Raw genomic sequence first — 26,597 nt, 5'->3', positions numbered from 1 at the left:
CATTGGATACCTGCCACGGGCCACTGGCTATTGGCCGCTGGCCCGATTAATGCAAGTGATTGCCGGATAAGGGTTTATCAGCATGGCCGGTGTCCAGTTAATGGACAGTGGAGCCGATCACCTGCCCGCTTCACCGCCGCGCCGTACAATCAACAGCCCAGCCAGCGACACCGCCCGCCATGAACGATGCGTCCCTCACTGCCACCCACGACCCCATTGCCGAGACCCGGAAATGGCTGGAGCAGATCGTCATCGGCCTGAACCTGTGCCCGTTCGCCAAAGCGGTGTACGTGAAGGACCAGGTGCGCTTCGTGCTCAGCGATGCGACCACGCCGGAAGCGCTGGTGGAGGAACTGGCCGAAGAGCTGATCCTGCTGCGCGATACGCCGGCCGAACAGATCGACACCACGTTGATCGTGCATCCGGACGTGCTGGCCGATTTCCTGGATTACAACGATTTCCTCGACAACGCCGATGCGGCGATCGAAGCACTGGATCTGCAGGGCATCCTGCAGGTAGCCAGCTTCCATCCGCAGTACCAGTTCGCCGGCGCGGCGCCGGATGACGTGAGCAACTACACCAACCGTGCGCCCTACCCGACCCTGCACCTGCTGCGCGAAGACAGCGTGGAGCGTGCGGTCGCCGCGTTCCCGGATCCGGACGTGATCGTGGAGCGCAACATCGAAACCCTGGACAAGCTCGGCATCGAAGGCTGGACGCGCCTGCTGGGCCGCAACGACATGCCGCCGTGTCACTGACCCCGTCCATCCTCAACTGGTCGGCTCAGCCGCTGCGCGATCGCGTGGTGGTGATCACCGGCGGTGCGCAGGGAGTGGGCCGTGGCATCGCCCAGTCGGTGCTCGGCGCCGGCGGCAGTGTGATGATCGCCGACCTGGATGCCGATGCTGGCAAGGCCTGTCTGAAGGAGTGGGCGCTGCCGGAGCGCGCGGCGTTCCAGCGCGCGGACGTGGCCAGCGAGCGCAGTGTGCAGGCGCTGATGAAAGCGACGATGAAGCGCTTCGGGCGCCTGGATGGCCTGGTCAACAATGCCGGCATCGCCAGTGCCCATGGCACGCCCTTGGCGCAGATGCCGCTGGCCGAGTGGCAACGCCGCCTCTCCAGCCTGCATGGCGCCTTCCTGTGCAGCAAACACGCCCTGCCCGCCCTGCGCGAGCACGCCGGGGCCATCCTCAACATCGCCTCGACGCGTGCCTGGCAGTCCGAACCGGACAGTGAAGCCTATGCCGCGGCCAAGGGCGGGCTGGTCGCCTTCACCCATGCACTCGCGTTGAGCGAAGGGCCGGCGGTGCGGGTCAACAGCATCAGCCCCGGCTGGATCACCACCGATGCCTGGCAGGCACCGTCACGCCGGCGCACGCCAAAGCTCTCGCGCCGCGATCATGCCCAGCACCCGGTCGGCCGGGTTGGCCAGCCGCCGGACATCGGCGCGCTGGCGGTGTTCCTGCTTTCGGACCTGGCCGGTTTCATCACCGGCCAGGACCACATCGTCGACGGCGGCATGACCCGCAAGATGATCTACGCGGACTGAGCCACGTGCCGTCCGATCACGCTGCCGGGTAGTGCCGGGGTCACACCATGCCGTTATGCCGCAGCAGCGCGTCCACGGTCGGCGCGCGGCCGCGGAACGCAGCGAAATTCTCTGCCGCACTGCGGCTGCCGCCACGCGACAACACTTCGTCGCGGAATCGCTGACCGGTTTCGGTCACCTTGTCCGGGGCTTCCTCGAACGCGGCATAGGCATCAGCGCTCAGCACCTCGGCCCACTTGTAGCTGTAGTAGCCCGCCGCATAGCCACCGGCGAAGATGTGGCTGAACTGATTGGGGAAACGATTCCAGGCCGGCGGCCGGTTGACCGCCACCTCATCGCGCACACGCTCCAGCAGCGCCTGCATGCTGTCCTGGGTCGGGTCGAAAGCGCTGTGCAGCTGCATGTCGAACAGAGCGAACTCGAGCTGGCGCACGGTGAACATGCCGCTCTGGAAATTGCGTGCGGCCAGCATGCGGTCAAACAGTGCACGCGGCAGCGGCTCACCCGTGCTCACGTGTGCGGTCATCGCCTGCACACGGTCCCATTCCCAGCAGAAGTTCTCCATGAACTGGCTCGGCAGCTCCACCGCGTCCCACTCCACGCCGTTGATGCCGGCCACGCCGAGCTCACCGATGCGGGTCAGCAACTGATGCAGGCCATGCCCCATTTCATGGAACAGCGTGGTCACATCGCTGTGGCTGAAGGTCGCCGGTTGCCCCGCGGCGCCCTTGCCGAAGTTGCAGACCAGGTACACCAGCGGCGTCTGCACACCGGCGGCGGTTTCGCGGCGGTTGCGGCAATCGTCCATCCACGCGCCACCACGCTTGCCTTCGCGCGCGTACAGGTCCAGATAGAACTGGCCCACCAGCGCGCCCTGCGCATCGACCACCCGGAAGAAGCGCACGTCCGGGTGCCACACCGGCGCGCTGTCCGGCTGCACCTCCAGCTCGTAGAGGCTGCGGATCACGCTGAACAGGCCGTCCAATACCTTCGGCTCGGTGAAGTACTGCTTCACCTCCTGCTCTGAATAGCTGTAGCGCGCCTGCTTCAGCTTCTCCGCCGCGAAGGCCAGGTCCCACGCCTCCAGCTCGGGCATACCCAGCTCGTCGCGCGCGAAGGCCTCAAGCTCGGCACGGTCGCGCTGTGCATACGGCTTGGCACGCGCCGCCAGATCGCGCAGGAAGCCCAGCACCTGCGGCGCATCGTCGGCCATCTTGGTGGCGATCGAGTACTCGGCGTAGTTGGCGAAGCCCAGCAGCGCGGCGAGCTCCGCACGCAGCGCCAGCACCCGATCGATGTTGCCGCTGTTGTCCAGCGTGGCATCGCCGAATTCGGAGGCGCGGACCGCATTGGCGCGATACAGCGCCTCACGCAGCGGACGATGTTCGGCGTAGGTCTGCACCGGGATGTAGCACGGCATCTGCAGGGTCAGCTTCCAGCCGGTCAGGCCGTCTTTCTCCGCAGCGACGCGGGCGGCGGCAATCACATCGTCGGGCAGGCCAGCCAGTTCGGCGCGGTCTTCCACGTGCAGCGACCAGGCATCGGTCGCATCGAGCACATTCTGCGAGAACGTCGCCGAGAGCGCGGAAAGTTCCTCGCGGATCGCGCTGTAGCGCGCCTTGCCAGCGTCATCGAGTTCAGCACCGCCCAGGCGGAAATCACGCAGGGCGTTCTCCAGCACCTTGCGGCGTGCCGGCTCGTACTGCGCCGCTTCCGGCGCGGCGGCCAGGGCACGGTACTGCTGATAGAGCGCAAGGTTCTGCCCCAGCGCGCTGCCGAAGCGCGTCACCTTGGGCAGGTTCGCGTTGTAGGCCTCGCGCAGCGCCGGGGTATTCACCACAGCCTGCAGGTGACCCACCTGACCCCACGCGCGCCACAGGCGCTCGGTGGCATCGTCCAGCGGATCGGCGAAGCTCGCCCAGGTCACCGGGGTGACGGTCTCGGCGGTCTTCACCGCCGCTTCGGCCTCGGCCAGCAGGGCATCGATGGCCGGGGCGATGTGCTCGGGCTGGATCGCATCGAAGCGCGGCAGGCCGGAAAAATCGAGCAGGGGGTTGGTGGGGGTCACAGGCATCTCCAGACAACGGGGCCGCTGCGGCGGCATCACCCCACGATATGGCATTGCCCCCCACCCCACACAAGGCCCCGGGGTGCGCCGATGGGCCAGGTTCACGCCAGACCCGGCGCCTCGCTCAGTACAGCGCTTCCAGCGAGACGCAGGGCAGCACCGGCAGCCCCTGCCCCGCCACGGCGGCGGCAAGCAGCGCATCGGCGCCGTCCACATCGATGCCCTGCTTCGGATACCACGCGGGGTTGTAGTAGCTGTGCGCATAGCGCTCGCCGCTGTCGCACAGAATGGTCACGATCGAGCCGCTGCGGCCGGCATCGCGCATCAATTGCGCGGCCTGCAGCACGCCGATGAAATTGGTGCCCGTCGAACCGCCCACGCGACGGCCCAACTGGCGGCTGACATGACGCATTGCGGCCAGACTGAGCGCATCGGGCACCTTGACCATCGCATCGACGCTGGTCGGGATGAAGCTCGATTCCACCCGCGGCCGGCCGATGCCTTCCACGCGCGAGCCGCCACTGCAGGTCAACTCGCGCCAGGGCTGCCCCGCCAGTGCGGCGCAGTAACCGTCGTAGAACACCGACACTTCCGGGTCCGCGCACAGGATGCGGGTGTCATGCCGGCGGTAGCTCACGTAGCGGCCCAGCGTGGCGGCGGTGCCGCCGGTACCCGGGCTGCACACGATCCACTCCGGCACCGGATGCGGCTCCTCGGCCATCTGCTTGAAGATCGATTCGGCGATGTTGTTGTTCGCGCGCCAGTCGGTGGCGCGCTCGGCGTAGGTGAACTGGTCCATGAAGTGGCCACCGGTCTCGCGGGCCAACGCTTCGGAATCGCAGTTGAGGTCGCAGGCGCGCTCCACCAGGTGGCAGCGGCCGCCGTGGAACTCGATCGCCGCGATTTTCTCGGGCGAGGTGGTGGCCGGCATCACCGCGATGAAGGGCAGGCCCAGCAACCGGGCGAAATAGGCTTCGGACACCGCCGTGGAGCCACTGGAGGCTTCGATCACCGGGCGGCCTTCACGCAGCCAGCCGTTGGTCAGCGCGTACAGGAACAGCGAACGCGCCAGACGATGCTTCAGGCTGCCGGTGGGATGGCTGGATTCGTCCTTGAAATACAGGTCGATGCCATCAAACCCCGGCAGGTCCATCGGGATCAGGTGGGTATCGGCCGAACGGTTGAAATCGGCTTCGATCTTGCGGATGGCGGACGCCACCCATTCACGCTGAGACATGATGAACGCTGATCAGGGAGACACACCATTCTACCCGTCACCCCGCCCGACCGGGACCGGTAAAATGACGTATCCGCCGCACCGATGCGGCCCTCCCCCAGGATGCCCCATGAGCCTCGCCGCCTTCCAGAACCAGCCCGGTGTCGCCGCCCAGCCGCCGGCCGAAACCACCGGTTTTGTGTTCAACCACACCATGCTGCGCGTGAAGGATGCCGCCGCCTCGCTGGCGTTCTACACCGACGTGCTCGGCTTCCGCCTGATCGATCTGCGCCACTTCCCCGACGCCGAATTCAGCCTGTACTTCCTGGCCCTGCTGCCGGCCGGCACGCAGATCCCGGAGGGCGACGAGGGCCGCCGCGTGTGGATGGCCGGGATTCCCGGCGTGCTGGAGCTGACCCACAACCACGGCACTGAAACCCAGGCCGGCGCGGTCTATCACGACGGCAACAGCGATCCGCGCGGCTTCGGCCACATCTGCGTGTCTGTGCCGGACATCCAGGCCGCCTGCAAGCGTTTCGATGCGCTGCAGGTGCCCTATCAGAAGCGCCTGGAAGACGGCCGCATGAAGCACCTGGCCTTCATCAAGGATCCGGATGGCTACTGGGTGGAGATCATCTCCAACACCCCGATCGCCTGACCCCTGCCTCTCCGCGACGCGCCGGCGCGTACCGGCGCGTCGTGGACGTCATGGCGGGACCTGGAACTCGAAGGCCGCATGGAACGGCGCTTTCGGCGGCACAAACAGTGTTTTTCCAGCAAACCCCGCATCGACACAGCGAGCGACCGTTTCGTCGCCTTCGCGCCAGGTCCGCACTACCTTGCCCTGTGCATCCAGCTGCAGCACCACGGTGAACGGGGCCAGCGTCTTCGGCGCGGGGGTCGGCATGCACCGCGCGAAACTCTCGCCGCCCACCCGGCTCATGCTGTCCAGCATCTGCGTGTACGCCGCCGGCGCCAGGCTGGCTTCATCGCGCTGCGCCAGTGCGCGCACCTGTTCATAGCCGGCGTCGCCTGCGACCGCCTGGGCCATCATCACCATCCACAGCATCGATCCGTCCTCCGCCCGCGCGTCCATGACGCCAGTGCGCAGCGTAGGTCAGCGCGCGGGTCGACGGAAGGGCCGCGGCCGACAGGTCTCCGCGCGTGGTCAGCAAGGTCGACACAGCGACAAAGCTGCAGGCACCCTCCAGTGGTATATCTGCGCCCCATCCCACCCACCCAACGGAGCCGGTATGGAAACGATGGAACTGCACCGCGGCCGGCTGATCGATCACCTGCAGCTGGTGGTCAAGGATCTTGCCGCCAGCCGCCGCTTCTACAAGGCCGTGCTCGACACGATCGGCATCCCGATTGCCGGTGAAGGCGACACCTATTTCTGGGCCGACGAGCTGTTCATTTCCACGGCGGACAGTGAAGCCGCACTGGGCCAACTCACCGGCCGCCATCATCTCGCCTTCCAGGCCCGCGACCGCGCGACCGTGGACGCCTTCCACCAGGCCGCCTTGGCCAACGGCGGCAAGGACAACGGTGCGCCGGGCGAACGCCCTTACCATCCGGGGTACTACGCGGCCTTCGCGCTGGATCCGGATGGCAACAACATCGAGGTGGTGTTCCATGGGCCGGCGACGTACAGCGCCGAATCGGTGAAGGTGACCTTCGACGGCTGAGCTGGAATCTGAATTCTTCAGGCATGGGCAGACCCGTCTCACTGGATGAGACCGCGGCCCGGTACGGTCGTTCCATGGAGACGATCCGCAAACTGGCCATCCTTGCCGATGCCGCGAAATACGATGCGTCCTGCGCCTCCAGCGGCGCGGGCAAGCGCGATTCGCGTACGTCCGGAGGCATCGGCAGCACCGAGGGCATGGGCATCTGCCACAGCTACACGCCCGACGGCCGGTGTGTGTCGCTGCTGAAAATCCTGCTGACCAACTTCTGCATCTACGACTGCGCGTACTGCGTCAACCGCGTGTCGAGCAACGTGCAGCGGGCACGCTTCAGCGTGGACGAAGTGGTCGCGCTGACGATGGATTTCTACAAGCGCAACTACATCGAAGGCCTGTTCCTCTCCAGCGGCATCATCCGCAACGCCGACTACACCATGGAACGGATGGTGGAAGTGGCCCGGGTGCTGCGCGAGGAACACCGGTTCGCCGGATACATCCACCTCAAGACCATTCCCGAAGCATCGCCGGAACTGCTTGCCGCCGCCGGGCGCCATGCCGATCGGCTGTCGATCAACATCGAGCTGCCCACCGAGGCCGGGCTGGCCAGTTTCGCGCCGGAGAAATCACTGCCGTCGATCCGGGGCGCCATGGGTGAGCTGCGCTGGCAGATCGAGGAAGCCAAGGAGGCGCGCAAGTCCGATCCTCCAGGCGGCCATGCGGTCGCTGCACCGTCACCGGCCCCGCGCGGGCGGCGTGCTCGCGCACCCCGTTTCGCGCCTGCCGGGCAGAGCACCCAGATGATCGTCGGCGCGGACGGCGCCAGCGACAATCAGATCCTCAGCGCGGCCGACAATCTGTACGGCAATTATCGGATGCGCCGCGTCTACTACTCTGCCTTCAGCCCCATTCCCGACGCCAGCAAGGCGCTGCCCCTGCAGGCGCCACCGCTGGCACGCGAGCATCGCCTCTACCAGGCCGACTGGCTGCTGCGCTTCTACGGGTATGGCGTGGAGGAAATCACCGATACCACCCAGGGCGGCATGCTGGACCTGGACATCGACCCGAAGATGGCCTGGGCGATCCGTCACCCGGAGCGCTTCCCGGTCGATCTCAACATCGCGCCCAAGGAGCTGCTGCTGCGCGTGCCCGGGCTCGGCGTGCGCAACGTCAAGCGGGTGCTGATGGCGCGACGCCATGGACGCCTGCGCGTGGCCGATGTGGCCCGCCTGCGTGCACCGATGAGCAAGCTGCTGCCGTTCGTGCAGTTGGCCGACCATCATCCGCGGCGAGCACTGGATGATCCGGCAGCGCTGCGGGCGCGGCTGGCGCCACCGCCGCGACAGGGCGCGTTGTTCCCCGACGCTGCCGCCCACTGACATGTCGCGCTGGAGTGTGCGTGTCGAGCCGGCGTGGTCGTTGGATGCATGGCGCGCCGCCGCCCGCCTGGCCCTGCGCCATGCGGTGCCACCGGATCAGCTGGACTGGCTGCAGGATCAGGGGGCTTCATTGCTTGATGCCCCGTCACTGACCTCGCTGGACGATGGCCGCACGCCACCGGCCGAGCCGCAGAGGTATGTCTCCAAGGTGTTTGTCGAGCTGGCCGCCATCTGCCTGTGCCATCGCGATCCGCAACGGATGTCGCTGCTCTATCGGATGCTGTGGCGCATCACCCATGGCGAGCGCAGCCTGCTGTCCAACCCCGCCGATCCTGACGTGCTGCGCGCCATGGCCCTGAGCCAGGCGGTACGACGCGACTCCCACAAGATGAAGGCCTTCGTCCGCTTCCGTGAGGTACCCGGTGAGCAGGATGCCTTCATTGCCTGGTTCGAACCGGACCACCAGATCGTGGACCGCGTGGCGCCGTTCTTCGCGCGGCGCTTCGCCGGCATGCGCTGGGCGATCCTGACGCCGTACCGCAGCGTGCACTGGGATGGGCAGGCGCTGTCGTTTGGTCCGGGTGGCCATCAGAGCGATGCGCCCGTGGAGGATGCGCGCGAAGAACTGTGGCGCACCTACTACGCCAACATCTTCAATCCGGCGCGGCTCAACACGCGGATGATGCAGCAGGAGATGCCCGCCAAGTACTGGAAGCACCTGCCCGAAGCGTCGTTGCTGCCACAGCTGGTCCGCGATGCCGGTGACCGGGTGCAGGAGATGCACGACCGTGAAGCACAGGTCCCGCGACGGCGTATCCCCGAGGCCATCGCCTCACCGGCCCCGCCAGTGACGGATACCCCACCTGCCACGCTGGATGCCCTGCGCGATGCCGCCGCTGCGTGCCGCCGCTGCCCGCTGTGGGAGCCGGCCACGCAGACCGTGTTCGGCGAAGGCCCGCACGACGCACGGATCATGCTGGTCGGCGAGCAGCCTGGCGACAGCGAGGACCTCAGCGGGCACCCGTTCGTCGGTCCCGCCGGACAGCTGCTGGATCGCGCCCTGCGCGAGCTTGGCATTGATCGCCGCGCGCTCTACCTGACCAACGCGGTCAAGCACTTCCGCTTCGAACGGCGCGGCAAACGTCGCATTCACAGCAAGCCGCAGATCACCCACATCAACGCGTGCCGGCCGTGGCTGATGGGCGAGATCGAGAACGTGCGACCGCAGGTGATCGTCTGCCTGGGGGCGAGTGCAGCCACCGCCGTATTCGGCGCCGGGTTCAACCTGATGGCGAACCACGGACTCTGGCACTCACTGGAGGACGGCACCCGTGCCTTCGCTACGGTGCATCCATCGTGGGTGTTGCGGCAGCCGGCAGGTGAGCCACAGCAGGCAGCCTATCGGCTGCTGCTGTCGGACCTTCAGCAGCTCACCGGCCTTGACGGCCGGCGTTGATTCTCCAGGGCGGGATTGCGGGCCGGCAGCCGGCGTTACTCGTCAGCAGGACACGGGCAGTGTCAGTGCGCCGCCATGTAGATGTCCTGCAGCACCGCCTTTTCCAGTTCCAGCTCGCTGAGCAGATTCTTGACGATATCGCCCAGGCTCAGGATGCCGACCAGCTTGGCGTCTTCGGTCACCATCAAGTGGCGGTGACGCGAGTACGTCATCAGTGCCATCGCCTGCTTGAGGGTAGCGTCCGGTCCGATGCCTTCCAACCCTGCCGACGGCAGCGTGGAAATGACCCGGCGCCCGGCCTGCGGGCCGTCGTCGGCCAGCGTGCGCACGATGTCTTTCTCGGAAATGATCCTCACCGGCGCATCATCTTTCATGACCACAAGGGCAGCGATCTTGTGCGCGCTCATCTTGTGGGCCGCTGCACCGATGGTGTCTTCCACATCGATGGTGACGATAGTTTCTTTTTTGGATTGCAGGAGTTCGCGGACGTTCATTCTTGTTTCCTGGTGCAGGGTACTGAAGTCGAGAGATGCGCCTGATTGCAGCGAGGTCGACAGTGATACCGCCGTGCCTCGGTCACTCGATTCTACGACCGCACCCGGGCCCAGGAGTTTGCAAATCTGGGACGGTTCGTCGTGGAACGCGGTGCACGACCCTGAGAATGGCACCGTCGTTAAAACCGTCGCTGAACGCCTCCGCGGGGTGAGACTAAAGTTCCGGTGTACGCGGCCGGGAGGAGCACCCCAGAGGGCAGCTTCGCGGATACGTTACCCGCCCCGTCCACGTAACCATCCGCGAGACGTCTCCTATCTCTCGCCGGTCTGGCGCTAGAGAGGTCTAGAGCCCGACTCAGCAAAAGCTCAACCGGCCTGCCACTGTCGAGGTGATATCCGGGACTCCATTAGACCGGCACATTGAGCGCAGGGGCACTGACGTCATTGTACTCCCAGTCCACGATCGGCCGAATTGTGAAGGAATGATCCTCCACTACTTCACAATGTCCGTAGAGGAGCCAGTTGATCTCAGTTCTCCATTGATGAACTTGAACAGTGATTCCTTATCACTTCCGTCCAGCGCCCAGCCCTGCCTTTCGCGCAGAATCCTGCCGCCCTCCAGAAGATAGAACGAGGGAGTGGACCAGTTCTCGAATTTCCACTGGGACACCTCATCTGCAAGGAGGAGTTGGACGCCTGGATGGGCCGCGTTCCACTCACTGATCAGATCAAAAGAAAGATCACGCTCTGGTGGAACCAACCAGAGCGTTGACACTGCCTGCAAGCCAGGATCGGATTCGAAGGCCAACATTGCAGCACGCGAGAACTTACACGCCGGGTGCGCAATAACGACGAGATATGTACCTTGTGAGATATTTTTAGATGTAAGCACCAAAGATCCAGAGGAGGAGTCTACCTCCCATAGTTTTACCTGCTCATCTGCAGGCTCATGATTTCGATTGATCGTAGGCAGCGCGGAAAACCACCCTGGATTCGCTCTTCGGACCTCCTCAGCGACCTCAAATCTCCGCATCAAGATTAGCGATCGAAAGTATCCGTCCCAATCCACTCTATTATCTTTTCCCAGTGAACTAAGCCTCTCGATCGCCAATCGCATCGTCACAAGATCACTTGAGTGCTGCGTGTAAAAGTTCTTCGCAGAAGAGGCTCTAATTAGGAAGTGGAGCGCCTCCGGGGAGGCGCGTTCCATGCCTTGCCGTGTGGAGAGGGCTGAGTAGTAAGAATCGAATAGTTCCGCTGCTCGCAGCGAGGCAGCGCGACCCTCACTCTCATCTACTTCCCGAATCTTGGCATAGTAATCATTGAACATGAGTTCCGCGGCCGTCAGCCCTTGGGAGCACGCCAACGATGGTGCAAGCATTGAAAACAGTGTGACGGCAGCGCGGAAATCCATTGACTCCCCCTTAGACAAAAGTGATGCGCCCTAGCAACCTGGAGCGACACAAATGTCCTCAAGCTTTCTAGTACAGGTGGCCGTTGTGCGGCACCAATAGTCCATATAGTCCAAGTTCCGAGAACCGATGGCACCCGCTTGGAACACCAGCTGATCTTCCTCGCTTTCCACGCGAATGCCGCGGATGGAAGCGGCCGTTGCTTCCCGGCCAAAGAGTGCAAGTAGCCTGTAGGCCTCAGACAAACTGAGTTCGTTGCGGATGTCTGAATACGTGAAGCTTCCCAGGCCTCGTTCTGTAAAAACCAAACTCTCAATGAAGCGACGCTTGGATCCTGGCGAGAGCAAATCAAATGGTGTCGGCAGGCCGCGAGCTGAGTTCAGGTAGGCCTGCAAATCTACCTCACTCTTGATTTGCGCCATTCGACCAGAAATCTCACGCTGCAACAGAGCCAGATCCTTAGCAGCGTGCAATTCATCGGAGCCATGACTGGGCACAGGAGACGCTGCTTGAGCAGGGCCCACGAAAAAGCCAACGCATATGAAGACCAGAGAAGCAATTTTTATGGCTGAACCTCGTCCTTGGTTACGCAGATGGGAGTGCGATCTAACTCGCGCTTGTATGCTACGAAATTCCCAAGTCGACGCACGCGACCCGGATCACATCCTGTGAAACTGATAGGTCGCGACCAGAAAGGGCTTTAGTGCAGGGCCCGCACCCGCTTTGGTTTCTTGCATCTGGTCAACCCGCGATTCGGACTCTACTTCCCGCACCAGAAGCGGCCGAGGAGAGGCTGCTGGCCCTTCCAAACCAGAGACACTCGCTCCCATGGCTGGACGTGTGCCACCGCGAGCAAGGACCATGCGAAAAGTTGGCGCGTTCATAGACGGCGCCAGCGGTTCCAAGAAGCGCAAGAGGCTGACGTTTGTTCAGGCTCGCGCATGTAGCAGCGCCCCACGCTCCGTGAGCCCAGAAAGCAAGCCCTTTCACTTTGCCGCCTGATGTACCGTTTTTTTACCTGGAACCGTTGAAAGGCGAGTTGATTCACAACTCGCCGTACTTATAAGTTGGACCAACCCCTATGTTCGACCACACATCACATGCACCGACTTACTCCACCGTCACGCTCTTGGCCAGGTTGCGCGGCTTGTCCACGTCTGTCCCGCGGGCCAATGCGGTGTGGTACGCCAGCAGCTGCACCGGGATGGTATGCACGACCGCGCTCAGCGCGCCGACATGGCGCGGCGTGCGGATCACATGCACGCCGTCGGACGCCACGAAGTTGCTGTCCTGGTCCGCGAACACGAACAGTTCACCGCCGCGCGCACGCACTTCCTGCATGTTGGATTTGACCTTCTCCAGCAGGCTGTCGTTGGGCGCAATCACCACCACCGGCATGTCTTCATCCACCAGCGCCAGCGGGCCGTGCTTGAGTTCACCGGCCGGGTACGCCTCGGCGTGGATATAGGTGATCTCCTTGAGCTTGAGCGCGCCTTCCAGCGCGATCGGGTAATGCAGGCCACGCCCCAGGAACAGTGCACTGCTCTTGCGCGCGAAGCGCTCGGCCCAGGCGGCGATCTGCGGCTCCATGTTGAGTGCGTGCTGCACGCTGCCCGGCAGGAAGCGCAGCTGCTCCAGGTAGTCCGCTTCCTGCGCGGCGTCGATGCGGCCGTGCAGTTTGCCCAGCACCACGGTGAGCTGGAACAGCGCGGCCAGCTGGGTGGTGAAGGCCTTGGTCGAGGCAACACCGATCTCGGCACCGGCGCGGGTGTAGCAGACCAGCTCGCTGGCGCGCGGAATCGCGCTCTCCGGCACGTTGCAGATCGAGAGCGTATGCAGATGACCGAGCGACTTGGCGTACTTGAGCGCTTCCATCGTATCCAGCGTTTCGCCGGACTGGGAAATGGTCACGATCAGGTGCTTCGGGTTCGCGTAAGCAGCGCGGTAGCGGTACTCGCTGGCGATCTCCACGCTGCACGGCAGGCCGGCGATGGCTTCGATCCAGTAACGCGCGGTCAGGCCGGCGTAGTAACTGGTGCCGCAGGCGATGATCTGCACGCCTTCGATACCCGACAGCACCGCCTCGGCGTTCTTGCCAAACAGTGTGGCCGGGAAGCCACCGGCGTCGATCGCCGCTTCGATGGTGTCGCCGAGCGCGCGCGGCTGCTCGTGGATTTCCTTCTGCATGAAGTGGCGGTACGGCCCCAGCTCCAGCGACGCGAGCGAGACATCCGACAGGTGCACATCCCGCACGATCGGCTGGTTTTGCTCGTCGTAGACCTGCACGCCATCGCGGCGGATATCGGCCGTGTCGCCCTCTTCCAGGAAGATCACCGTGCGGGTGGCCTGGATGATCGCCGAGACGTCGGAGGCGACGAAGTTCTCGCCCTCGCCCAGGCCGACCAGCAGCGGGCAACCCATGCGCGCGCAGACGAAGTGGTCCGGCTCGGCGCGGCTCATCACCGCAAGCGCGTAAGCACCGGTCAACTCCTTGACCGTGCGCTGCAGCGCCGAGAGCAGGCTGTCGCCTTCCTTGAGGTGATGGTGCATCAGGTGCGCGATCACTTCGGTGTCGGTCTGCGACTCGAAGGTGTAGCCCAGCGCGCGCAGCTTCTCGCGCTGCTCTTCATGGTTTTCGATGATGCCGTTGTGCACCAGCGCCACACCGTGGCTGATGTGCGGGTGGGCGTTGGCTTCGGTCACGCCACCGTGGGTAGCCCAGCGCGTGTGGCCGATCCCGAGCAGCGACTGGAAGCCTTCGCTCGCAGCGGCCTTCTCCATCTCGGCCACGCGGCCGGTGCGGCGCACGCGACGGACATCGGGCTCGGCCGCGGCGGCGTCGATCACGGCAATGCCGGAGGAATCGTAGCCGCGGTATTCCAGTCGCTTCAATCCTTCGATGAGTACCGGTACCACGTCGCGATGGGCGATCGCTCCCACAATGCCGCACATAGATTCAGATCCCTGCTGGTTAGCCTCGCATTCTAGCGTGGCGACCGAGGCGGCTTGGGCGCTGTCCGCTTAACGAAAGTGTCCGGTCCGGTGTCCGCGGACACCCGGACACGCCGCACGATTCGCAAGCCTTTGTTTTAAAAGGGTGAAAAGTTGGCATGAAGTCTGCTTTGGTACTTCACAACCCAACCGCGAACGAGCCCGATGATCCGCGACACTTCCGCCCAGGACCAGACCCTTTCCTCGCACGCCGCGCCCGCCCCGTGGAAGCGCTGGCTGTGGCCGGCGGTCGCCGCCCTGGTCGTGCTGCTGGCAATCGGCTTCGCCGCCCGCGCGTGGCTCGGCGCCAGCCGCTCCTTTGACAGCGCCCGTGTCCGCGTCGCCGAGGTCACCCGGGGCGACATGGTCCGCGATATCGCTGCTGATGGCCGCGTGATCGCCGCCAACAACCCGGTGCTCTACGCCATCTCCGCCGGCACCGTGACCCTGAAGGTGGTCGCCGGTGACGTGGTCAAGCAGGGCCAGGAACTGGCCGTGATCGACAGCCCGGAACTGCGCAGCAAGCTCGCCCAGGAGCAGGCCACGCTGGCCGGCCTGCAGGCCGAGGCCAGCCGCGCCACCCTGGACGCCACCCTCGCCCGTGCCACCGCGCAGAAGGACACCGACCAGGCGGTGATCGAACGCCAGGCCGCGGTGCGCGATCTGGAGCGCTACAAGCGCGGTTTCGATGGCGGCGCGGTGCCGCAGGTCGATGTCGCCAAGGCCGAAGACACGGTCAAGAAGAGCGACATCCAGCTGGAACATGCCCGCAAGGATGCGATGTTGAAAGCACAGGGCGCCGATCTGGACGCGCGCAACAAGCGCCTGCTGGCCGATCGCCAGCGTGCCGTGGTCACCGAGGTCGAACGCCAGGTCGATGCGCTCACCCTGCGTGCCCCGTTCGATGGCCAGGTCGGCCAGGTGCAGGCCACCCAGCACACCAACGTGGTCGCCAATGCGCCGATCCTGGGCGTGGTCGATCTGTCCCGCTTCGAGATCGAGATCAAGGTACCGGAGAGCTTCGCCCGTGAGCTGTCGATCGGCATGCCCGCCCAGCTCACCGGCGGCAGCGGCCAGTTCGCCGGTGAGATCTCCGCCGTGTCCCCGGAAGTGGTCGCCGGCGAGGTCAACGCCCGCATCCGCTTCTCCGACAAGCAGCCGCAGGGCCTGCGCCAGAGCCAGCGGATGCAGGCACGCGTGCTGCTTGATACCCGCCGCAACGCACTGAAAATCGAGCGTGGCCCGTTCGTTGAACAGGGCAACGGCTACGCCTATGTCATGGACGGCAGCAGTGCTGTCCGCCGCCCGGTCAAGCTCGGTGTGAGCAGCCTGGGCGAAGTTGAAATCCTCTCTGGCCTGCAACCCGGCGATCGCGTCGTGGTGTCCGGCAGCGATCTGTTCGGCGATGCCGAGCGCGTGTCCATCAACTGATTCATTCCCTTTCGATCTTTCCGACATTCAAAGGAACACAGCCATGCTCGAGATGCGCTCGGTCGCCAAAGTCTTCCGCACCGAACAGGTGGAAACCCATGCCCTGCGGTCGCTGGACCTGCACGTCCGCGAGGGGGAGTTCGTCGCCGTAACCGGTCCGTCCGGTTCGGGCAAGACCACTTTCCTCAACATCGCAGGCCTGCTGGAGACTTTCACCAGCGGCACCTACCTGCTCGACGGCCAGGACGTCAGCCAGCTCGGCGACGACGCGCGCAGCCGGCTGCGCAACCAGAAGATCGGCTTCATCTTCCAGGGCTTCAACCTGATCTCCGATCTGAACCTGTTCGACAACGTCGATGTGCCGCTGCGCTACCGCGGCATGCCGGCGGCCGAGCGCAAGCAGCGCATCGAACATGCGCTGGCCCAGGTGGGCCTGGGCTCGCGCATGAAGCACTACCCGGCCGAACTGTCGGGCGGTCAGCAGCAGCGCGCCGCGATCGCGCGTGCGCTGGCGGGCAGCCCCCGCCTGCTGCTGGCCGATGAACCGACCGGCAACCTGGACAGCCAGATGGCACGTGGCGTGATGGAACTGCTGGAAGAGATCAACGCCAAGGGCACCACCATCGTCATGGTCACTCATGACCCGGAGCTGGCCGCACGCGCCAAGCGCAACGTGCACATCGTCGATGGCCAGGTCACCGATCTGCTGCGCGATCCGGTGCTCGCCACGCCGCGCCCGTCCGTCGCCGCTGCCATCGCCAACGACTGAGGCCCGCCATGCTCGCCTACTACTTCCGACTGGCGCTGCGCAGTTTCCGGCGCAACAAGGTGCTGACCGCGCTGATGGTGATCGCCATCGCGCTGGGCATCGGCGCCTCGATGACCACACTGACCGTGTTCCACGTGCTGTCCGGCGATCCGATTCCGCAGAAGAGCGATCGGCTCTTCAGCGTGCAGATTGATCCGCAGTCGGCGCTTGGCTATCAGCCTGGCGAAGAACCGGCCGACCAGTTGACCCGCTTCGACGCCACCAAACTGCTGAGCGAGAAACATGCCAAGCGCCAGGCAATGATGACCGGCGGCGGTGTCACCATCGAGCCGGACAGCAGCACGTTGCGTCCATTCGTAACGGATTCGCGCTACACCTCTGGCGACTTCTTCCCGATGTTCGATACCCCGTTCAAGTACGGCCAGGGATGGAAGGAAGCAGATGACGAAGGCCGCGGCAGGGTCGCGGTGATCACGAAGACGCTCAACCAGAAGCTGTTTGATGGCGCCAACAGCGTCGGCAAGTCGCTGCGCATCAATGGCAACACGATGACTGTGGTCGGCGTGCTGGACGACTGGCACCCCAATCCACACTTCTACGATCTCAATACCGGTCGCTATGGCGACAGCGAGGACGTGTTCGTTCCCTTCACCACGGCCATCGAGCTGAAGTTCGACCGTAGCGGCAGCATGGACTGCTTCGGTCGCCGCAACGAACCCGACCCGACCGGCCCGACCGCCAGCTGCACCTGGATCCAGTACTGGGTAGAGCTGGAGAACCCCGGGCAGGCTGCGGAGTACCGCCGCTACCTGGAGAACTACTCCGACCAGCAGCGTGCGGCCGGCCGCTTCGAGCGTCCCAACAACGTCCGTCTGCGCAATGTCATGGAGTGGCTGGACTTCAAGAAGGTTGTCCCCGGTGACGTGCGCCTGCAGTTGTGGCTGGCGATGGGCTTCCTGCTGGTCTGCCTGATCAACACCGTGGGCCTGCTGCTGGCCAAGTTCCTGCGCCGCAGCGGCGAGATTGGCGTGCGTCGGGCACTGGGTGCCAGCCGCGGCCAGATCTTCATGCAATCACTCATCGAAGCCGGCACCGTCGGCTTGGCCGGTGGACTGCTTGGCCTGGTACTGGCCATGTTGGGCCTGTACGCGGTGCGCCAGCAGCCGGTGGACTACGCCAAGCTGGCCACGCTGGATGGACAGATGCTGCTGATGACCTTCGCGTTGACCCTGGTGGCCAGCCTGCTGGCCGGCTTCCTGCCGGCGCTGCGCGCCATGCAGGTCACGCCGGCCATCCAACTCAAATCGCAGTAAGGATCCGGAGCACATCATGGATATCCGTCCCATCCTCTCCACCCTGCGCCGGCACAAGACCGCCGCAGCGCTGATCGTGCTGGAGATCGCCCTGACCTGCGCGATCGTCTGCAATGCGCTGTTCCTGATCGGGCAGCGCATCGAAAAGATCAACCAGCCGAGCGGCATCGCCGAGACTGAACTGATCGAAGTCCGACTGGGCGGCATCGGCACCCAGGTCAATGCCGCCGCGCGCACCCGCGAAGACCTGGCGGCATTGCACGCCATTCCGGGCGTCAAGAGTGCCGTCACCCTGAACCAGATTCCGTTCCGCAACAGCTCCTGGAACACGGGCTTGGGACTGACACCCAACCAGGAACGCTCGACACTGAGCACCTCTCAATACTTCGCCCGCGAAGGCGCGCTGGAGACACTGGGCGTGGACCTGATCGCCGGCCGCGATTTCCAGAGCGACGAGTACCGCGACGCAGCGGACGCCTTGACCGACGAAGACGCTGAGAAATCCGGCTCGGCGATCATCGTGACAAAGGCGATTGCCGACAAGATGTTCCCCGGCGGTGACGCCTTGGGCAAGACGGTCTACAGCGGCTCCATGCCACTGCGCATCGTCGGTATCGTCAAGGTGCTGGCCCGGCCGAATCAGGTTGACGGCGATATGCAGTATTCGATCATGCTGCCGCTGCGAGCCACCTATGAGGAAGGCTTCTACTTGATCCGTGTCACCGATCCCGCGCGGCGGGACGAAGTGATCAAGGCGGCGGTGACGGCACTGGAACGTGTCGATTCGAGCCGACTGATCCGCGGCAAATCCAGCTACGAAGACCAGCGCAGAAAGTACTTCGCCAATGACCGCGCTATGGTTGGCCTGCTGATCACCGTCTGCGTGGCACTGCTGGTGGTGACCGCGCTGGGCATCGTCGGCCTGGCCAGTTTCTGGGTGCAGCAGCGCACCAAGCAGATCGGCATCCGCCGGGCGCTGGGCGCGACGCGCAGCCAGATCCTGCGCTACTTCCAGACCGAGAACTTCCTGTTGGCCACGGTCGGCATCGTGCTGGGCATGTTGATGGCCTACACGATCAATCTGTGGCTGATGAACAACTACGAGCTGCCGCGCATGCCCATCAGTTACCTGCCGATCGGCGCGGTGCTGTTGTGGCTGCTTGGCCAGATCGCTGTCTTCGGCCCGGCACGTCGTGCCGCCGCCGTTCCACCCGCTGTTGCCACCCGGAGTGCCTGACCGGGCACCTCCGGCCCGGACGGCCCCGCTCCCGCGGGGCCTGTCGTCCGGCGGCCACCGCTCGCCGGGCCATCTGCCTCTTGGCCCGGCGCTCCGGTACTCTTGATCCCACTTCCGGTCCTACGCTGCCGCATGCCCTCGATCCTGATCATTGACGACAACGCCAGCGTCGGCACCGCACTTAACGTGCTGTTCTCGCTGCACGACATCGACACCCTGCACGCGCTCTCGCCCGAGCAGGGCCTGGCCCTGCTGGAACAGCAACCGGTGGACCTGGTGATCCAGGACATGAACTTCACCGAAGACACGACCTCCGGCGAAGAAGGCGAAGCACTGTTCCTGCAGATCCGTGCGCGCCACCCGGACCTGCCGGTGATCCTGTTGACCGCCTGGACGCATCTGAGCAGCGCGGTCGATCTGGTCAAGGCCGGCGCCGCCGACTACCTGGCCAAGCCGTGGGACGACCGCAAACTGCTGATCACGGTCAACAACCTGCTGGAACTGTCTGAAACCCGCCGGGAACTCGATCGCCGCCGTGACCGTGAGCAACGCAACCGCTCGGCACTGGAAGCCCGTTACGACCTGCGCGGCGCGGTTGTGGCAGATGCCGCCAGCGAGCGCGTGGTAAGTCTGGCCTGCCAGGTTGCACGCTCGGCACTGCCGGTGCTGATCACCGGTCCGAATGGCGCGGGCAAGGAAAAAATCGCCGAGATCATCCAGGCCAATTCGCTGGTCGCCAAGGGGCCGTTCGTTGCCCTTAACTGCGGTGCGATTCCCTCCGAGCTGATCGAGGCCGAGCTGTTCGGTGCCGACGCCGGTGCCTACACCGGCGCCAACAAGGCGCGCGAAGGCAAGTTCGAGGCCGCCGATGGCGGCACGCTGTTCCTGGACGAGATCGGCAATCTCTCCCCCAGCGGCCAGATGAAACTACTGCGCGTGCTCGAAACCGGTCGTTTCGAACGACTGGGGTCCAACCGCGAGCGGCAGGTCAAAGTGCGCGTGATCAGCGCCACCAACGCCGACCTGCCGGCCATGATCCGCGACGGCCAGTTCCGCGAGGATCTGTACTACCGCCTCAATACCGTCGAGCTGGCGCTGCCACCGCTGGCCGAGCGCACCGGCGACATCCTGCCGCTCGCCGAGCGCTTCCTGGACAGTGGCAAGCCGCTGTCCACCGCCGCGGCAACCGCGTTGCAGCGCCACCCGTGGCCGGGCAATGTGCGCGAGCTGCGCAATGTGCTGCAACGCGCTGAACTGCTGTCCACCGGCCCGCGCATCGAAGTGGTCGATCTGAACCTGCCGCGCACTGCCGCGCCCCGGGCCACCAGCCCGGCAGTGGATCCGGACCGCAGCCGGATCGAGAACGCGCTGGCCCACAACCACGGGATCATCGCGCAGGCCGCCGCCGAACTCGGGCTCAGCCGCCAGGCGCTGTACCGGCGCATGGACCGTTACGGCATTCCGCGCGAATGAAGCGGCGTTCTTTCACCTTCCGATTGTTCCTGCGCCTGCTGCCGGTGCTGGCGCTGGCGTCGGCATTTCCGTGGTATCTGGCGTTCTGGATGGACCACGGCTGGGGCGTCACTGGGATCTCGGTGATCGTGCTGTTGTCGCTGATGTGGTGGAGCCTGCGCCGTGCCACCGCGCCGATCCGGTCACTGCTGCGCGCCCTGTCCGGCACGACCAGCAGCTACCGCGATGGCGAGTACAACTTCGGCATCTATTGGCCCTCCAACGACGAGCTGGGCGATCTGGTCCAGGCCCATCGCGAGCTGGGCGATGTGCTGCGTGCGCAGCGTCAGGAGCTGGTCCAGCGCGAACTGCTGCTCGATACGATGGTGCAGAACACGCCGGTGTCGATGCTGCTGCTCTCGCACGGCGGCGATGGTGTGCAGCGGGTGGTGTTTTCCAACCTGGCCGCGCGCAAGCTGCTGCACAACGGCTGGAAGCTGGAAGGCCAGCGCATGCACGATGTCATGGAGACGATGCCGGTCGAGTTGCGCGATGCCATCGCACGCGGGGGCGACAGTCTGTTCGCGGTACGCGAAGAGGACGGTGACGAGGACGACGAACAGGTCTATCACCTGTCGAGACGCAACTTCCATCTCAACGGGCGGCCGCATGATCTGCTGCTGATCCGTCTGCTCACCGCAGAACTGCGCCGCCAGGAAGTGCAGACCTGGAAAAAGGTGATACGGGTGATCAGCCATGAGCTCAACAACTCGCTGGCCCCGATCGCGTCGCTGGCGCACTCCGGCGGCGAGCTGGTTCGGCGTGGCAAGGTCGAACGCCTGGGGGAGGTCTTTGCCACCATCGAAGACCGCGCACGTCACCTCGAAGGCTTCATCCGCGGCTATGCGCGGTTCGCCAAACTGCCGCAGCCGCAGCTGCAGACTGTGCAGTGGAACCTGTTCCTGACCGGACTACAGCACCAGATTCCGTTCCGCATGGCTGACATTCCGGATGACCTGCACAGCCGGGTGGACATCGCCCAGCTGGGCCAGGCACTGCTGAACCTGCTCAAGAACGCACACGAGGCGTGTGCCGACGCCGAACCGCCCACCGATGACGTGGAGCTGCGCCTGACCCGCCTGCCGCAGTGGCTGCGGCTGGAGGTGCTTGATCGCGGCAAGGGCATGAATGAAGCCGTGCTGCAGAACGCGCTGATGCCGTTCTACTCGACAAAGCGCAACGGCACGGGCCTGGGCCTGGCGCTGACCCGCGAGATCGTGGAAGCCCATGGCGGCCGGATCTCGCTGCAGAACCGCCGCGAAGGCGGCCTGTGCGTGGCGATCTTCCTGCCGGCACTACTTCTTCGTGGGGCGCTTCCAGCCGTCGATGGTTTCCTGGCGGGCACGTGCGACGGTCAGCTTGTCCGCCGGTGCGCCGCGGGTAATCACCGAACCGGCCGCCACCGTGGCGCCCTCGCCGATCACCACAGGCGCCACCAGCGAGCTGTTGGAGCCGATGAAGGCGCGATCCCCGATGGTGGTCTGCGACTTGTTCACGCCGTCGTAGTTGCAGGTGATGGTGCCGGCACCGATGTTGACCTGGCTGCCGATCACCGCATCGCCCAGATAGGTGAGGTGGTTGGCCTTGCTGCCCGCCCCCAGCACGACCTTCTTGGTCTCCACGAAGTTGCCGACATGCGAACCTGCTGCCAGCACGGTGCCGGGGCGCAGACGGGCGAACGGACCAATCTCGGCAGCGCCTTCGCTGATCACGCCGTCCAGATCGCAGTGCGGCTTGACCACGGTGCCCGCGGCCAATGTCACGTCCTTGAGCCGGGTGAATGCCCCGATGCTGACGCCATCGCCCAGAACCACGCGCCCTTCCAGAATGACATTGACGTCGAGCTGCACGTCACTGCCGACAGTGACCGTGCCACGGATATCCAGCCGCGACGGATCCAGCACGCGTGCGCCCTGCGCGCACAGCGCACGCACTTCACGCAGCTGCCAGGCACGTTCCAGCTGGGCCAGCTGCCACGGATCGTTGGCACCCTCGGCATCCTGCGGATCCTGCACGAAGGCCATGTCGGCCGGGGTGTAATCGCTTGCCGCTGCCGCGAAGATGTCGGTCAGGTAGTACTCGCCCTGGGCGTTGGCATTGGACAGCTGGGACAACCAACGGCGCAGCGCCGTGGATTCGGCGGCGATGATGCCGGTATTGATGGTGCGGATGCTGCGCTGTTCGTCGCTGGCATCTTTCTGCTCGACGATCGCGCCGACCTTGCCTTCGGCATTGCGCACGATGCGGCCATAGCCGGTCGGATCGGCAACCTCGGCCACCAGCACCGCCAGCCGCCCCTGCTGAGACAGCAGATGACGCAGCGTCTCGCCGCGGATCATCGGCACGTCGCCGTACAGCACCAGGACGGTGGCCGCATCCGGCACCTGCGGCATGGCCTGCAGCACGGCATGGCCGGTGCCCAGCTGCTGACTCTGTTCGGCCCAGTGCAGGTCGGGCTGGTCGGTGAAGGCCTGCCGCACCGCTTCGCCGCCATGGCCGTACACCACGTGGATCGCTTCGGGCTGCAGCTGGCGCGCGGTGTCGATCACATGGGCGAGCATCGGACGGCCAGCAATCGGTTGCAGCACCTTGGGCAGGGCCGACTTCATGCGTTTGCCGGCACCGGCGGCCAGGATGATCACGTGCAGGGGCTGGGTCATGGGCAGATCGGGTTCCGGGAATCGTTGAGAGGAATTCTAGTGCGCCGCTCGTTAACATGTGGGATTGTCCGCCGCGAATCCGCCATGAGCCTTCTCCGACAAGGCAGCAGCTATCTCATCATCGGTCTTGTCCAGCTTGTGGTGGACTGGGCCGTGTTCGTCGGCGCCACCGCACTGGGCATGCCGACGGTGCCAGGCAACCTGTTGGGGCGCGTGGCGGGCATGCTGCTGGGGTTCTGGCTCAACGGCCGTTACACGTTCGCGCGCGAGGGTGCACACCGGTTGGGCTGGGCGCGGTTCGCGCGCTTCCTGCTGCTGTGGGCGGTGCTGACGGCGATCAGCACGCTGCTGGTGACGTTGGCCGCCGAGCATCTGGGCCTGCGCTATGCGTGGCTGGCCAAACCGCTGGTGGAGGGTAGCCTGGCCGCCGTGTCATTCCTGCTGATGCGGACCTTGATCTTCCGCTGAGGCATGCGCCGCCGGCGGGCAAAAAAAAACGCCGGCAAGCCGGCGTTTTCCCTTCGTGGATGGCGCCGTCGCGCCGCTCCACTCAGTGCTTGAGCGTCTTGCGCAGGCGCTCGAGGGCCTGCAGCTGGACCACGGCTTCGGCCAGTTTCTGCTGGGCTTCGGCCACTTCCATCGCTTCGCCACGATTGGCCAGGATGCGCTCGGCTTCTTCCTTGGCCTTGCGGACCGAGGCTTCATCGATGTCCTGGGCACGGATCGCGGTGTCGGCCAGCACGGTCACGACCTGCGGCTGCACTTCGAGGATGCCGCCGGAGATGGCGAAATCGAGCTGTTCGCCGTTCGGCGTGGTCACTACCACCTTGCCCGGCTTCAGGCGGGTGATCAGCGGAGCATGCTTGGGCGCGATGCCCAGCTCGCCCAGCTCGCCGGTGGCCACGACCAGGGTCGCTTCACCACGGAAGATTTCCTGCTCGGCGCTGACGATGTCGCAACGAATGGTGCTCATGTAACTCTCTTCGCTAGGGGGCGGGTTGAACCCACCGCAGGTGTTCCGCAGCGGTGGGCAGCTGCCCACCCCGTGTCACGGTCGGGACGGACCGGAGCCCGTCCCCGCCGCATCAGGCCTTCTCGGCCATCTTCTTGGCCTTCTCGACCGCTTCTTCGATGCTGCCGACCATGTAGAACGCCTGTTCCGGCAGGTGGTCGTATTCGCCATCGACGATGGCCTTGAAGCCACGGATGGTGTCCTTCAGCGACACGTACTTGCCCGGCGAACCGGTGAACACTTCGGCCACGTGGAACGGCTGGCTGAAGAAGCGTTCGATCTTACGAGCGCGGGTCACGGCCTGCTTGTCTTCTTCAGACAGTTCGTCCATGCCCAGGATCGCGATGATGTCCTTCAGTTCCTTGTACTTCTGCAGGGTCTGCTGGACGCGCTGGGCGGTGTCGTAATGCTCGTGGCCGATGACCAGCGGATCCATCTGGCGGCTCGTCGAGTCGAGCGGATCCACGGCCGGGTAGATACCCAGCGAGGCGATCGAACGCGACAGGGTCACGGTCGAATCCAAGTGGGCGAACGTGGTGGCCGGCGACGGATCGGTCAAGTCATCGGCGGGCACGTAGACGGCCTGGATCGAGGTGATCGAGCCGTTCTTGGTCGAGGTGATGCGCTCCTGCAGGACGCCCATTTCCTCGGCCAGGGTCGGCTGATAGCCCACGGCCGACGGCATACGGCCCAGCAGTGCCGACACTTCGGTACCGGCCAGGGTGTAGCGGTAGATGTTGTCGACGAACAACAGCACGTCCTTGCCCTTGCCGTTTTCGTCCTTCTCATCGCGGAAGTACTCGGCCATGGTCAGGCCGGTCAGGGCGACGCGCAGGCGGTTGCCCGGCGGCTCGTTCATCTGGCCGTACACCATCGCGACCTTGTCCAGGACGTTGGAGTCCTTCATCTCGTGGTAGAAGTCGTTGCCCTCACGGGTACGCTCACCCACGCCGGCGAACACGGACAGACCGCTGTGCGCCTTGGCGATGTTGTTGATCAGTTCCATCATGTTGACGGTCTTGCCGACGCCGGCGCCGCCGAACAGGCCGACCTTGCCGCCCTTGGCGAACGGGCACATCAGGTCGATGACCTTGATGCCGGTTTCCAGCAGCTCGGTGGCCGGGGACTGGTCTTCGTACGACGGAGCCGAACGATGGATTTCCCAGGTGTCACTGGCGGCGACCGGACCGGCTTCGTCGATCGGGCGACCCAGCACGTCCATGATGCGGCCCAGCGTGCCCGCGCCGACCGGCACCGAGATGGCGCGTTCGGTGTTGGTGGCGACCAGGTTGCGCTTCAGGCCGTCGGTGGAACCCAGCGCGATGCAGCGGACCACGCCGTCACCCAGCTGCTGCTGCACTTCCAGCGTGATTTCGGTGTTGTCCACCTTCAGCGCGTGGTACACCTTCGGCACCGACTCGCGGGGGAATTCGACGTCGACGACGGCGCCGATGATCTGAACGATCTTGCCCTGACTCATTGCTGCAATCCTCTAATGTGTGCTTTGACTGTGCGCGTCAGACTGCTGCCGCGCCGCCGACGATTTCGGAGATTTCCTGGGTGATCGCTGCCTGGCGGGCCTTGTTGTAGACCAGCTGCAGGGTTCCGATCAGCTTGTTCGCGTTGTCACTGGCCGACTTCATCGCCACCATGCGTGCCGCATGCTCGGAGGCCACGTTTTCCAGCACGGCCTGGTACACCAGCGACTCGACGTAACGCGTCATCACGTGCTCGAGCACGGTCGCGGCATCGGGTTCGTACAGGTAGTCCCAGTCGTGATGCGCGACCTGCTTCTCAGCGGCCGGCAACGGCAGCAGCTGATCGAAGCTGGCCTTCTGCGTCATCGTGTTGATGAAGCGGTTGTAGACCAGGTACACGCGGTCGACCTTGCCCTCGGTGAAGGCATCGAGCATCACCTTGATCACGCCGATCAGCTGTTCCAGGTGCGGCACATCGCCCATGTGGGTGACGCTGCCGACCATGTTGACCTTGACCCGGCGGAAGAAGGTCGAAGCCTTCTGGCCGACGGTGACCACGTCGATCTCGGCGCCCTTTTCCTGGTACTGGCGCACTTCGCCCAGCATCTTGCGGAACAGGTTGTTGTTCAGGCCGCCGGCCAGACCGCGGTCGGAGGAGATCACGATGTAACCGACCCGCTTGACCTCGTCACGCTGGACCAGGAACGGATGCTGGTAATCGGTGCTGGCCTGGGCCAGGTGACCGATCACCTGCTTCATCGCCTGCGCATACGGACGCGACGTCTTCATCCGCTCCTGCGCCTTGCGGATTTTGGAGGCCGAGACCATTTCGAGCGCGCGCGTCACCTTGCGGGTGTTCTGCACGCTCTTGATCTTGGTTTTGATTTCGCGTCCGCTTGCCATCTCTTATTCCCGTAGAGCGGAGGGGTGCCCCG

At 64.8% G+C, this 26,597-nt stretch carries 23 protein-coding genes and 1 pseudogene; 13 read left to right on the top strand and 11 right to left on the bottom strand.

The features are described 5' to 3' along the window. Nucleotides 1-179 precede the first annotated feature (179 nt). Nucleotides 180-758, top strand: coding sequence for a DUF1415 domain-containing protein (locus AC13F7_RS02150; protein WP_482999101.1), 579 nt, complete (start codon nucleotides 180-182; stop codon nucleotides 756-758). After that, nucleotides 749-1,549, top strand: coding sequence for an SDR family oxidoreductase (locus AC13F7_RS02145; RefSeq protein ID WP_482999100.1), 801 nt, complete (start codon nucleotides 749-751; stop codon nucleotides 1,547-1,549). Before AC13F7_RS02150 ends, AC13F7_RS02145 begins: the two co-directional genes overlap by 10 nt. A gap of 40 nt (nucleotides 1,550-1,589) precedes the next feature. On the opposite strand, the gene AC13F7_RS02140 is transcribed toward AC13F7_RS02145, so the two are convergent. Both AC13F7_RS02140 and AC13F7_RS02135 read right to left on the bottom strand, forming a co-directional pair. Next, nucleotides 1,590-3,623: a M3 family metallopeptidase gene (locus AC13F7_RS02140; protein ID WP_482999099.1), complete on the bottom strand. Its 2,034-nt coding sequence runs from the start codon at nucleotides 3,621-3,623 to the stop codon at nucleotides 1,590-1,592. A gap of 118 nt (nucleotides 3,624-3,741) precedes the next feature. Then, nucleotides 3,742-4,854: a PLP-dependent cysteine synthase family protein gene (locus AC13F7_RS02135; RefSeq protein WP_481469544.1), complete on the bottom strand. Its 1,113-nt coding sequence runs from the start codon at nucleotides 4,852-4,854 to the stop codon at nucleotides 3,742-3,744. A gap of 109 nt (nucleotides 4,855-4,963) precedes the next feature. Here AC13F7_RS02135 and gloA point away from each other — a divergent pair, with 109 nt between their 5' ends. Beyond that, nucleotides 4,964-5,491, top strand: coding sequence for a lactoylglutathione lyase (gene gloA / locus AC13F7_RS02130; protein ID WP_482999098.1), 528 nt, complete (start codon nucleotides 4,964-4,966; stop codon nucleotides 5,489-5,491). 48 nt (nucleotides 5,492-5,539) lie between these two features. On the opposite strand, the gene AC13F7_RS02125 is transcribed toward gloA, so the two are convergent. Beyond that, complete coding sequence (locus tag AC13F7_RS02125) at nucleotides 5,540-5,902, bottom strand: hypothetical protein (RefSeq protein WP_482999097.1); 363 nt, start codon at nucleotides 5,900-5,902, stop codon at nucleotides 5,540-5,542. Between the two features lie 184 nt (nucleotides 5,903-6,086). Here AC13F7_RS02125 and AC13F7_RS02120 point away from each other — a divergent pair, with 184 nt between their 5' ends. The 3 genes from AC13F7_RS02120 to AC13F7_RS02110 all read left to right on the top strand — a co-directional run bounded on the left by AC13F7_RS02120 (nucleotide 6,087) and on the right by AC13F7_RS02110 (nucleotide 9,353). Then, nucleotides 6,087-6,521 (top strand): VOC family protein, encoded by a 435-nt coding sequence (locus AC13F7_RS02120; RefSeq protein WP_482999096.1) that lies wholly within the window; start codon nucleotides 6,087-6,089, stop codon nucleotides 6,519-6,521. Nucleotides 6,522-6,595: 74 nt separating this feature from the next. Beyond that, a complete protein-coding gene (locus AC13F7_RS02115) occupies nucleotides 6,596-7,897 on the top strand; it encodes a putative DNA modification/repair radical SAM protein (RefSeq protein WP_482999095.1) in 1,302 nt (433 codons plus the stop codon). A 1-nt stretch (nucleotide 7,898) separates the two neighbouring features. Then, nucleotides 7,899-9,353, top strand: a complete 1,455-nt coding sequence (locus AC13F7_RS02110; RefSeq protein WP_482999094.1) for a UdgX family uracil-DNA binding protein — start codon at nucleotides 7,899-7,901, stop codon at nucleotides 9,351-9,353. Nucleotides 9,354-9,415: 62 nt separating this feature from the next. Here the strand turns inward: AC13F7_RS02110 and AC13F7_RS02105 are convergent, their stop codons facing one another. From AC13F7_RS02105 to glmS, 4 genes are all read right to left on the bottom strand, one after another. Next, nucleotides 9,416-9,847 carry a CBS domain-containing protein gene (locus AC13F7_RS02105; RefSeq protein ID WP_123730120.1) on the bottom strand — a complete coding sequence of 144 codons (432 nt, stop codon included), beginning with the start codon at nucleotides 9,845-9,847 and terminating at the stop codon, nucleotides 9,416-9,418. A 493-nt stretch (nucleotides 9,848-10,340) separates the two neighbouring features. After that, entirely contained in the window at nucleotides 10,341-11,261 is a 921-nt protein-coding gene (locus AC13F7_RS02100; protein ID WP_482999093.1) for a hypothetical protein, read from the bottom strand. A gap of 30 nt (nucleotides 11,262-11,291) precedes the next feature. Then, nucleotides 11,292-11,705, bottom strand: coding sequence for a hypothetical protein (locus tag AC13F7_RS02095; protein WP_482999092.1), 414 nt, complete (start codon nucleotides 11,703-11,705; stop codon nucleotides 11,292-11,294). A gap of 664 nt (nucleotides 11,706-12,369) precedes the next feature. Further along, complete coding sequence (glmS, locus tag AC13F7_RS02090) at nucleotides 12,370-14,211, bottom strand: glutamine--fructose-6-phosphate transaminase (isomerizing) (protein ID WP_482999091.1); 1,842 nt, start codon at nucleotides 14,209-14,211, stop codon at nucleotides 12,370-12,372. A gap of 204 nt (nucleotides 14,212-14,415) precedes the next feature. Between glmS and AC13F7_RS02085 the strand changes: the two genes are divergently transcribed. From AC13F7_RS02085 to AC13F7_RS02060, 6 genes and pseudogenes are all read left to right on the top strand, one after another. After that, a complete protein-coding gene (locus AC13F7_RS02085; RefSeq protein ID WP_123730118.1) occupies nucleotides 14,416-15,681 on the top strand; it encodes an efflux RND transporter periplasmic adaptor subunit in 1,266 nt (421 codons plus the stop codon). 43 nt (nucleotides 15,682-15,724) lie between these two features. Then, on the top strand, nucleotides 15,725-16,450 hold the full coding sequence (locus tag AC13F7_RS02080) for an ABC transporter ATP-binding protein (protein ID WP_123730117.1): 726 nt from the start codon (nucleotides 15,725-15,727) through the stop codon (nucleotides 16,448-16,450). A gap of 8 nt (nucleotides 16,451-16,458) precedes the next feature. Beyond that, the gene (locus AC13F7_RS02075) at nucleotides 16,459-17,763 is read left to right on the top strand and encodes an ABC transporter permease (protein ID WP_482999090.1); all 1,305 of its coding nucleotides are present in this window, start codon (nucleotides 16,459-16,461) and stop codon (nucleotides 17,761-17,763) included. A gap of 16 nt (nucleotides 17,764-17,779) precedes the next feature. Then, on the top strand, nucleotides 17,780-19,000 hold the full coding sequence (locus AC13F7_RS02070) for an ABC transporter permease (RefSeq protein ID WP_482999089.1): 1,221 nt from the start codon (nucleotides 17,780-17,782) through the stop codon (nucleotides 18,998-19,000). 132 nt (nucleotides 19,001-19,132) lie between these two features. Beyond that, nucleotides 19,133-20,473 carry a sigma-54-dependent transcriptional regulator gene (locus AC13F7_RS02065; protein WP_481469530.1) on the top strand — a complete coding sequence of 447 codons (1,341 nt, stop codon included), beginning with the start codon at nucleotides 19,133-19,135 and terminating at the stop codon, nucleotides 20,471-20,473. Further along, nucleotides 20,470-21,804: pseudogene (locus tag AC13F7_RS02060) on the top strand (sensor histidine kinase); the annotation flags it as partial. The gene AC13F7_RS02065 and the pseudogene AC13F7_RS02060, both read left to right, overlap by 4 nt. 3 nt (nucleotides 21,805-21,807) lie before the next feature. Here the strand turns inward: AC13F7_RS02060 and glmU are convergent. Further along, entirely contained in the window at nucleotides 21,808-23,172 is a 1,365-nt protein-coding gene (glmU, locus tag AC13F7_RS02055) for a bifunctional UDP-N-acetylglucosamine diphosphorylase/glucosamine-1-phosphate N-acetyltransferase GlmU (RefSeq protein WP_482999088.1), read from the bottom strand. 84 nt (nucleotides 23,173-23,256) lie between these two features. On the opposite strand from glmU, the gene AC13F7_RS02050 reads away from it, so the two are divergent. Continuing rightward, nucleotides 23,257-23,640: a GtrA family protein gene (locus tag AC13F7_RS02050; RefSeq protein WP_482999480.1), complete on the top strand. Its 384-nt coding sequence runs from the start codon at nucleotides 23,257-23,259 to the stop codon at nucleotides 23,638-23,640. Nucleotides 23,641-23,722: 82 nt separating this feature from the next. Here AC13F7_RS02050 and AC13F7_RS02045 read toward each other — a convergent pair whose 3' ends face one another. From AC13F7_RS02045 to atpG, 3 genes are all read right to left on the bottom strand, one after another. Further along, complete coding sequence (locus AC13F7_RS02045) at nucleotides 23,723-24,145, bottom strand: F0F1 ATP synthase subunit epsilon (RefSeq protein WP_005411127.1); 423 nt, start codon at nucleotides 24,143-24,145, stop codon at nucleotides 23,723-23,725. A 112-nt stretch (nucleotides 24,146-24,257) separates the two neighbouring features. Beyond that, a complete protein-coding gene (gene atpD, locus AC13F7_RS02040; RefSeq protein ID WP_088433766.1) occupies nucleotides 24,258-25,664 on the bottom strand; it encodes a F0F1 ATP synthase subunit beta in 1,407 nt (468 codons plus the stop codon). A 37-nt stretch (nucleotides 25,665-25,701) separates the two neighbouring features. Continuing rightward, complete coding sequence (gene atpG / locus AC13F7_RS02035; protein WP_123730109.1) at nucleotides 25,702-26,565, bottom strand: F0F1 ATP synthase subunit gamma; 864 nt, start codon at nucleotides 26,563-26,565, stop codon at nucleotides 25,702-25,704. Nucleotides 26,566-26,597: the final 32 nt, after the last annotated feature.

The sequence above is a fragment of the Stenotrophomonas sp. K-6 genome (genome assembly GCF_056861555.1).
This window is presented reverse-complemented; position numbering and strand designations above follow the sequence as displayed.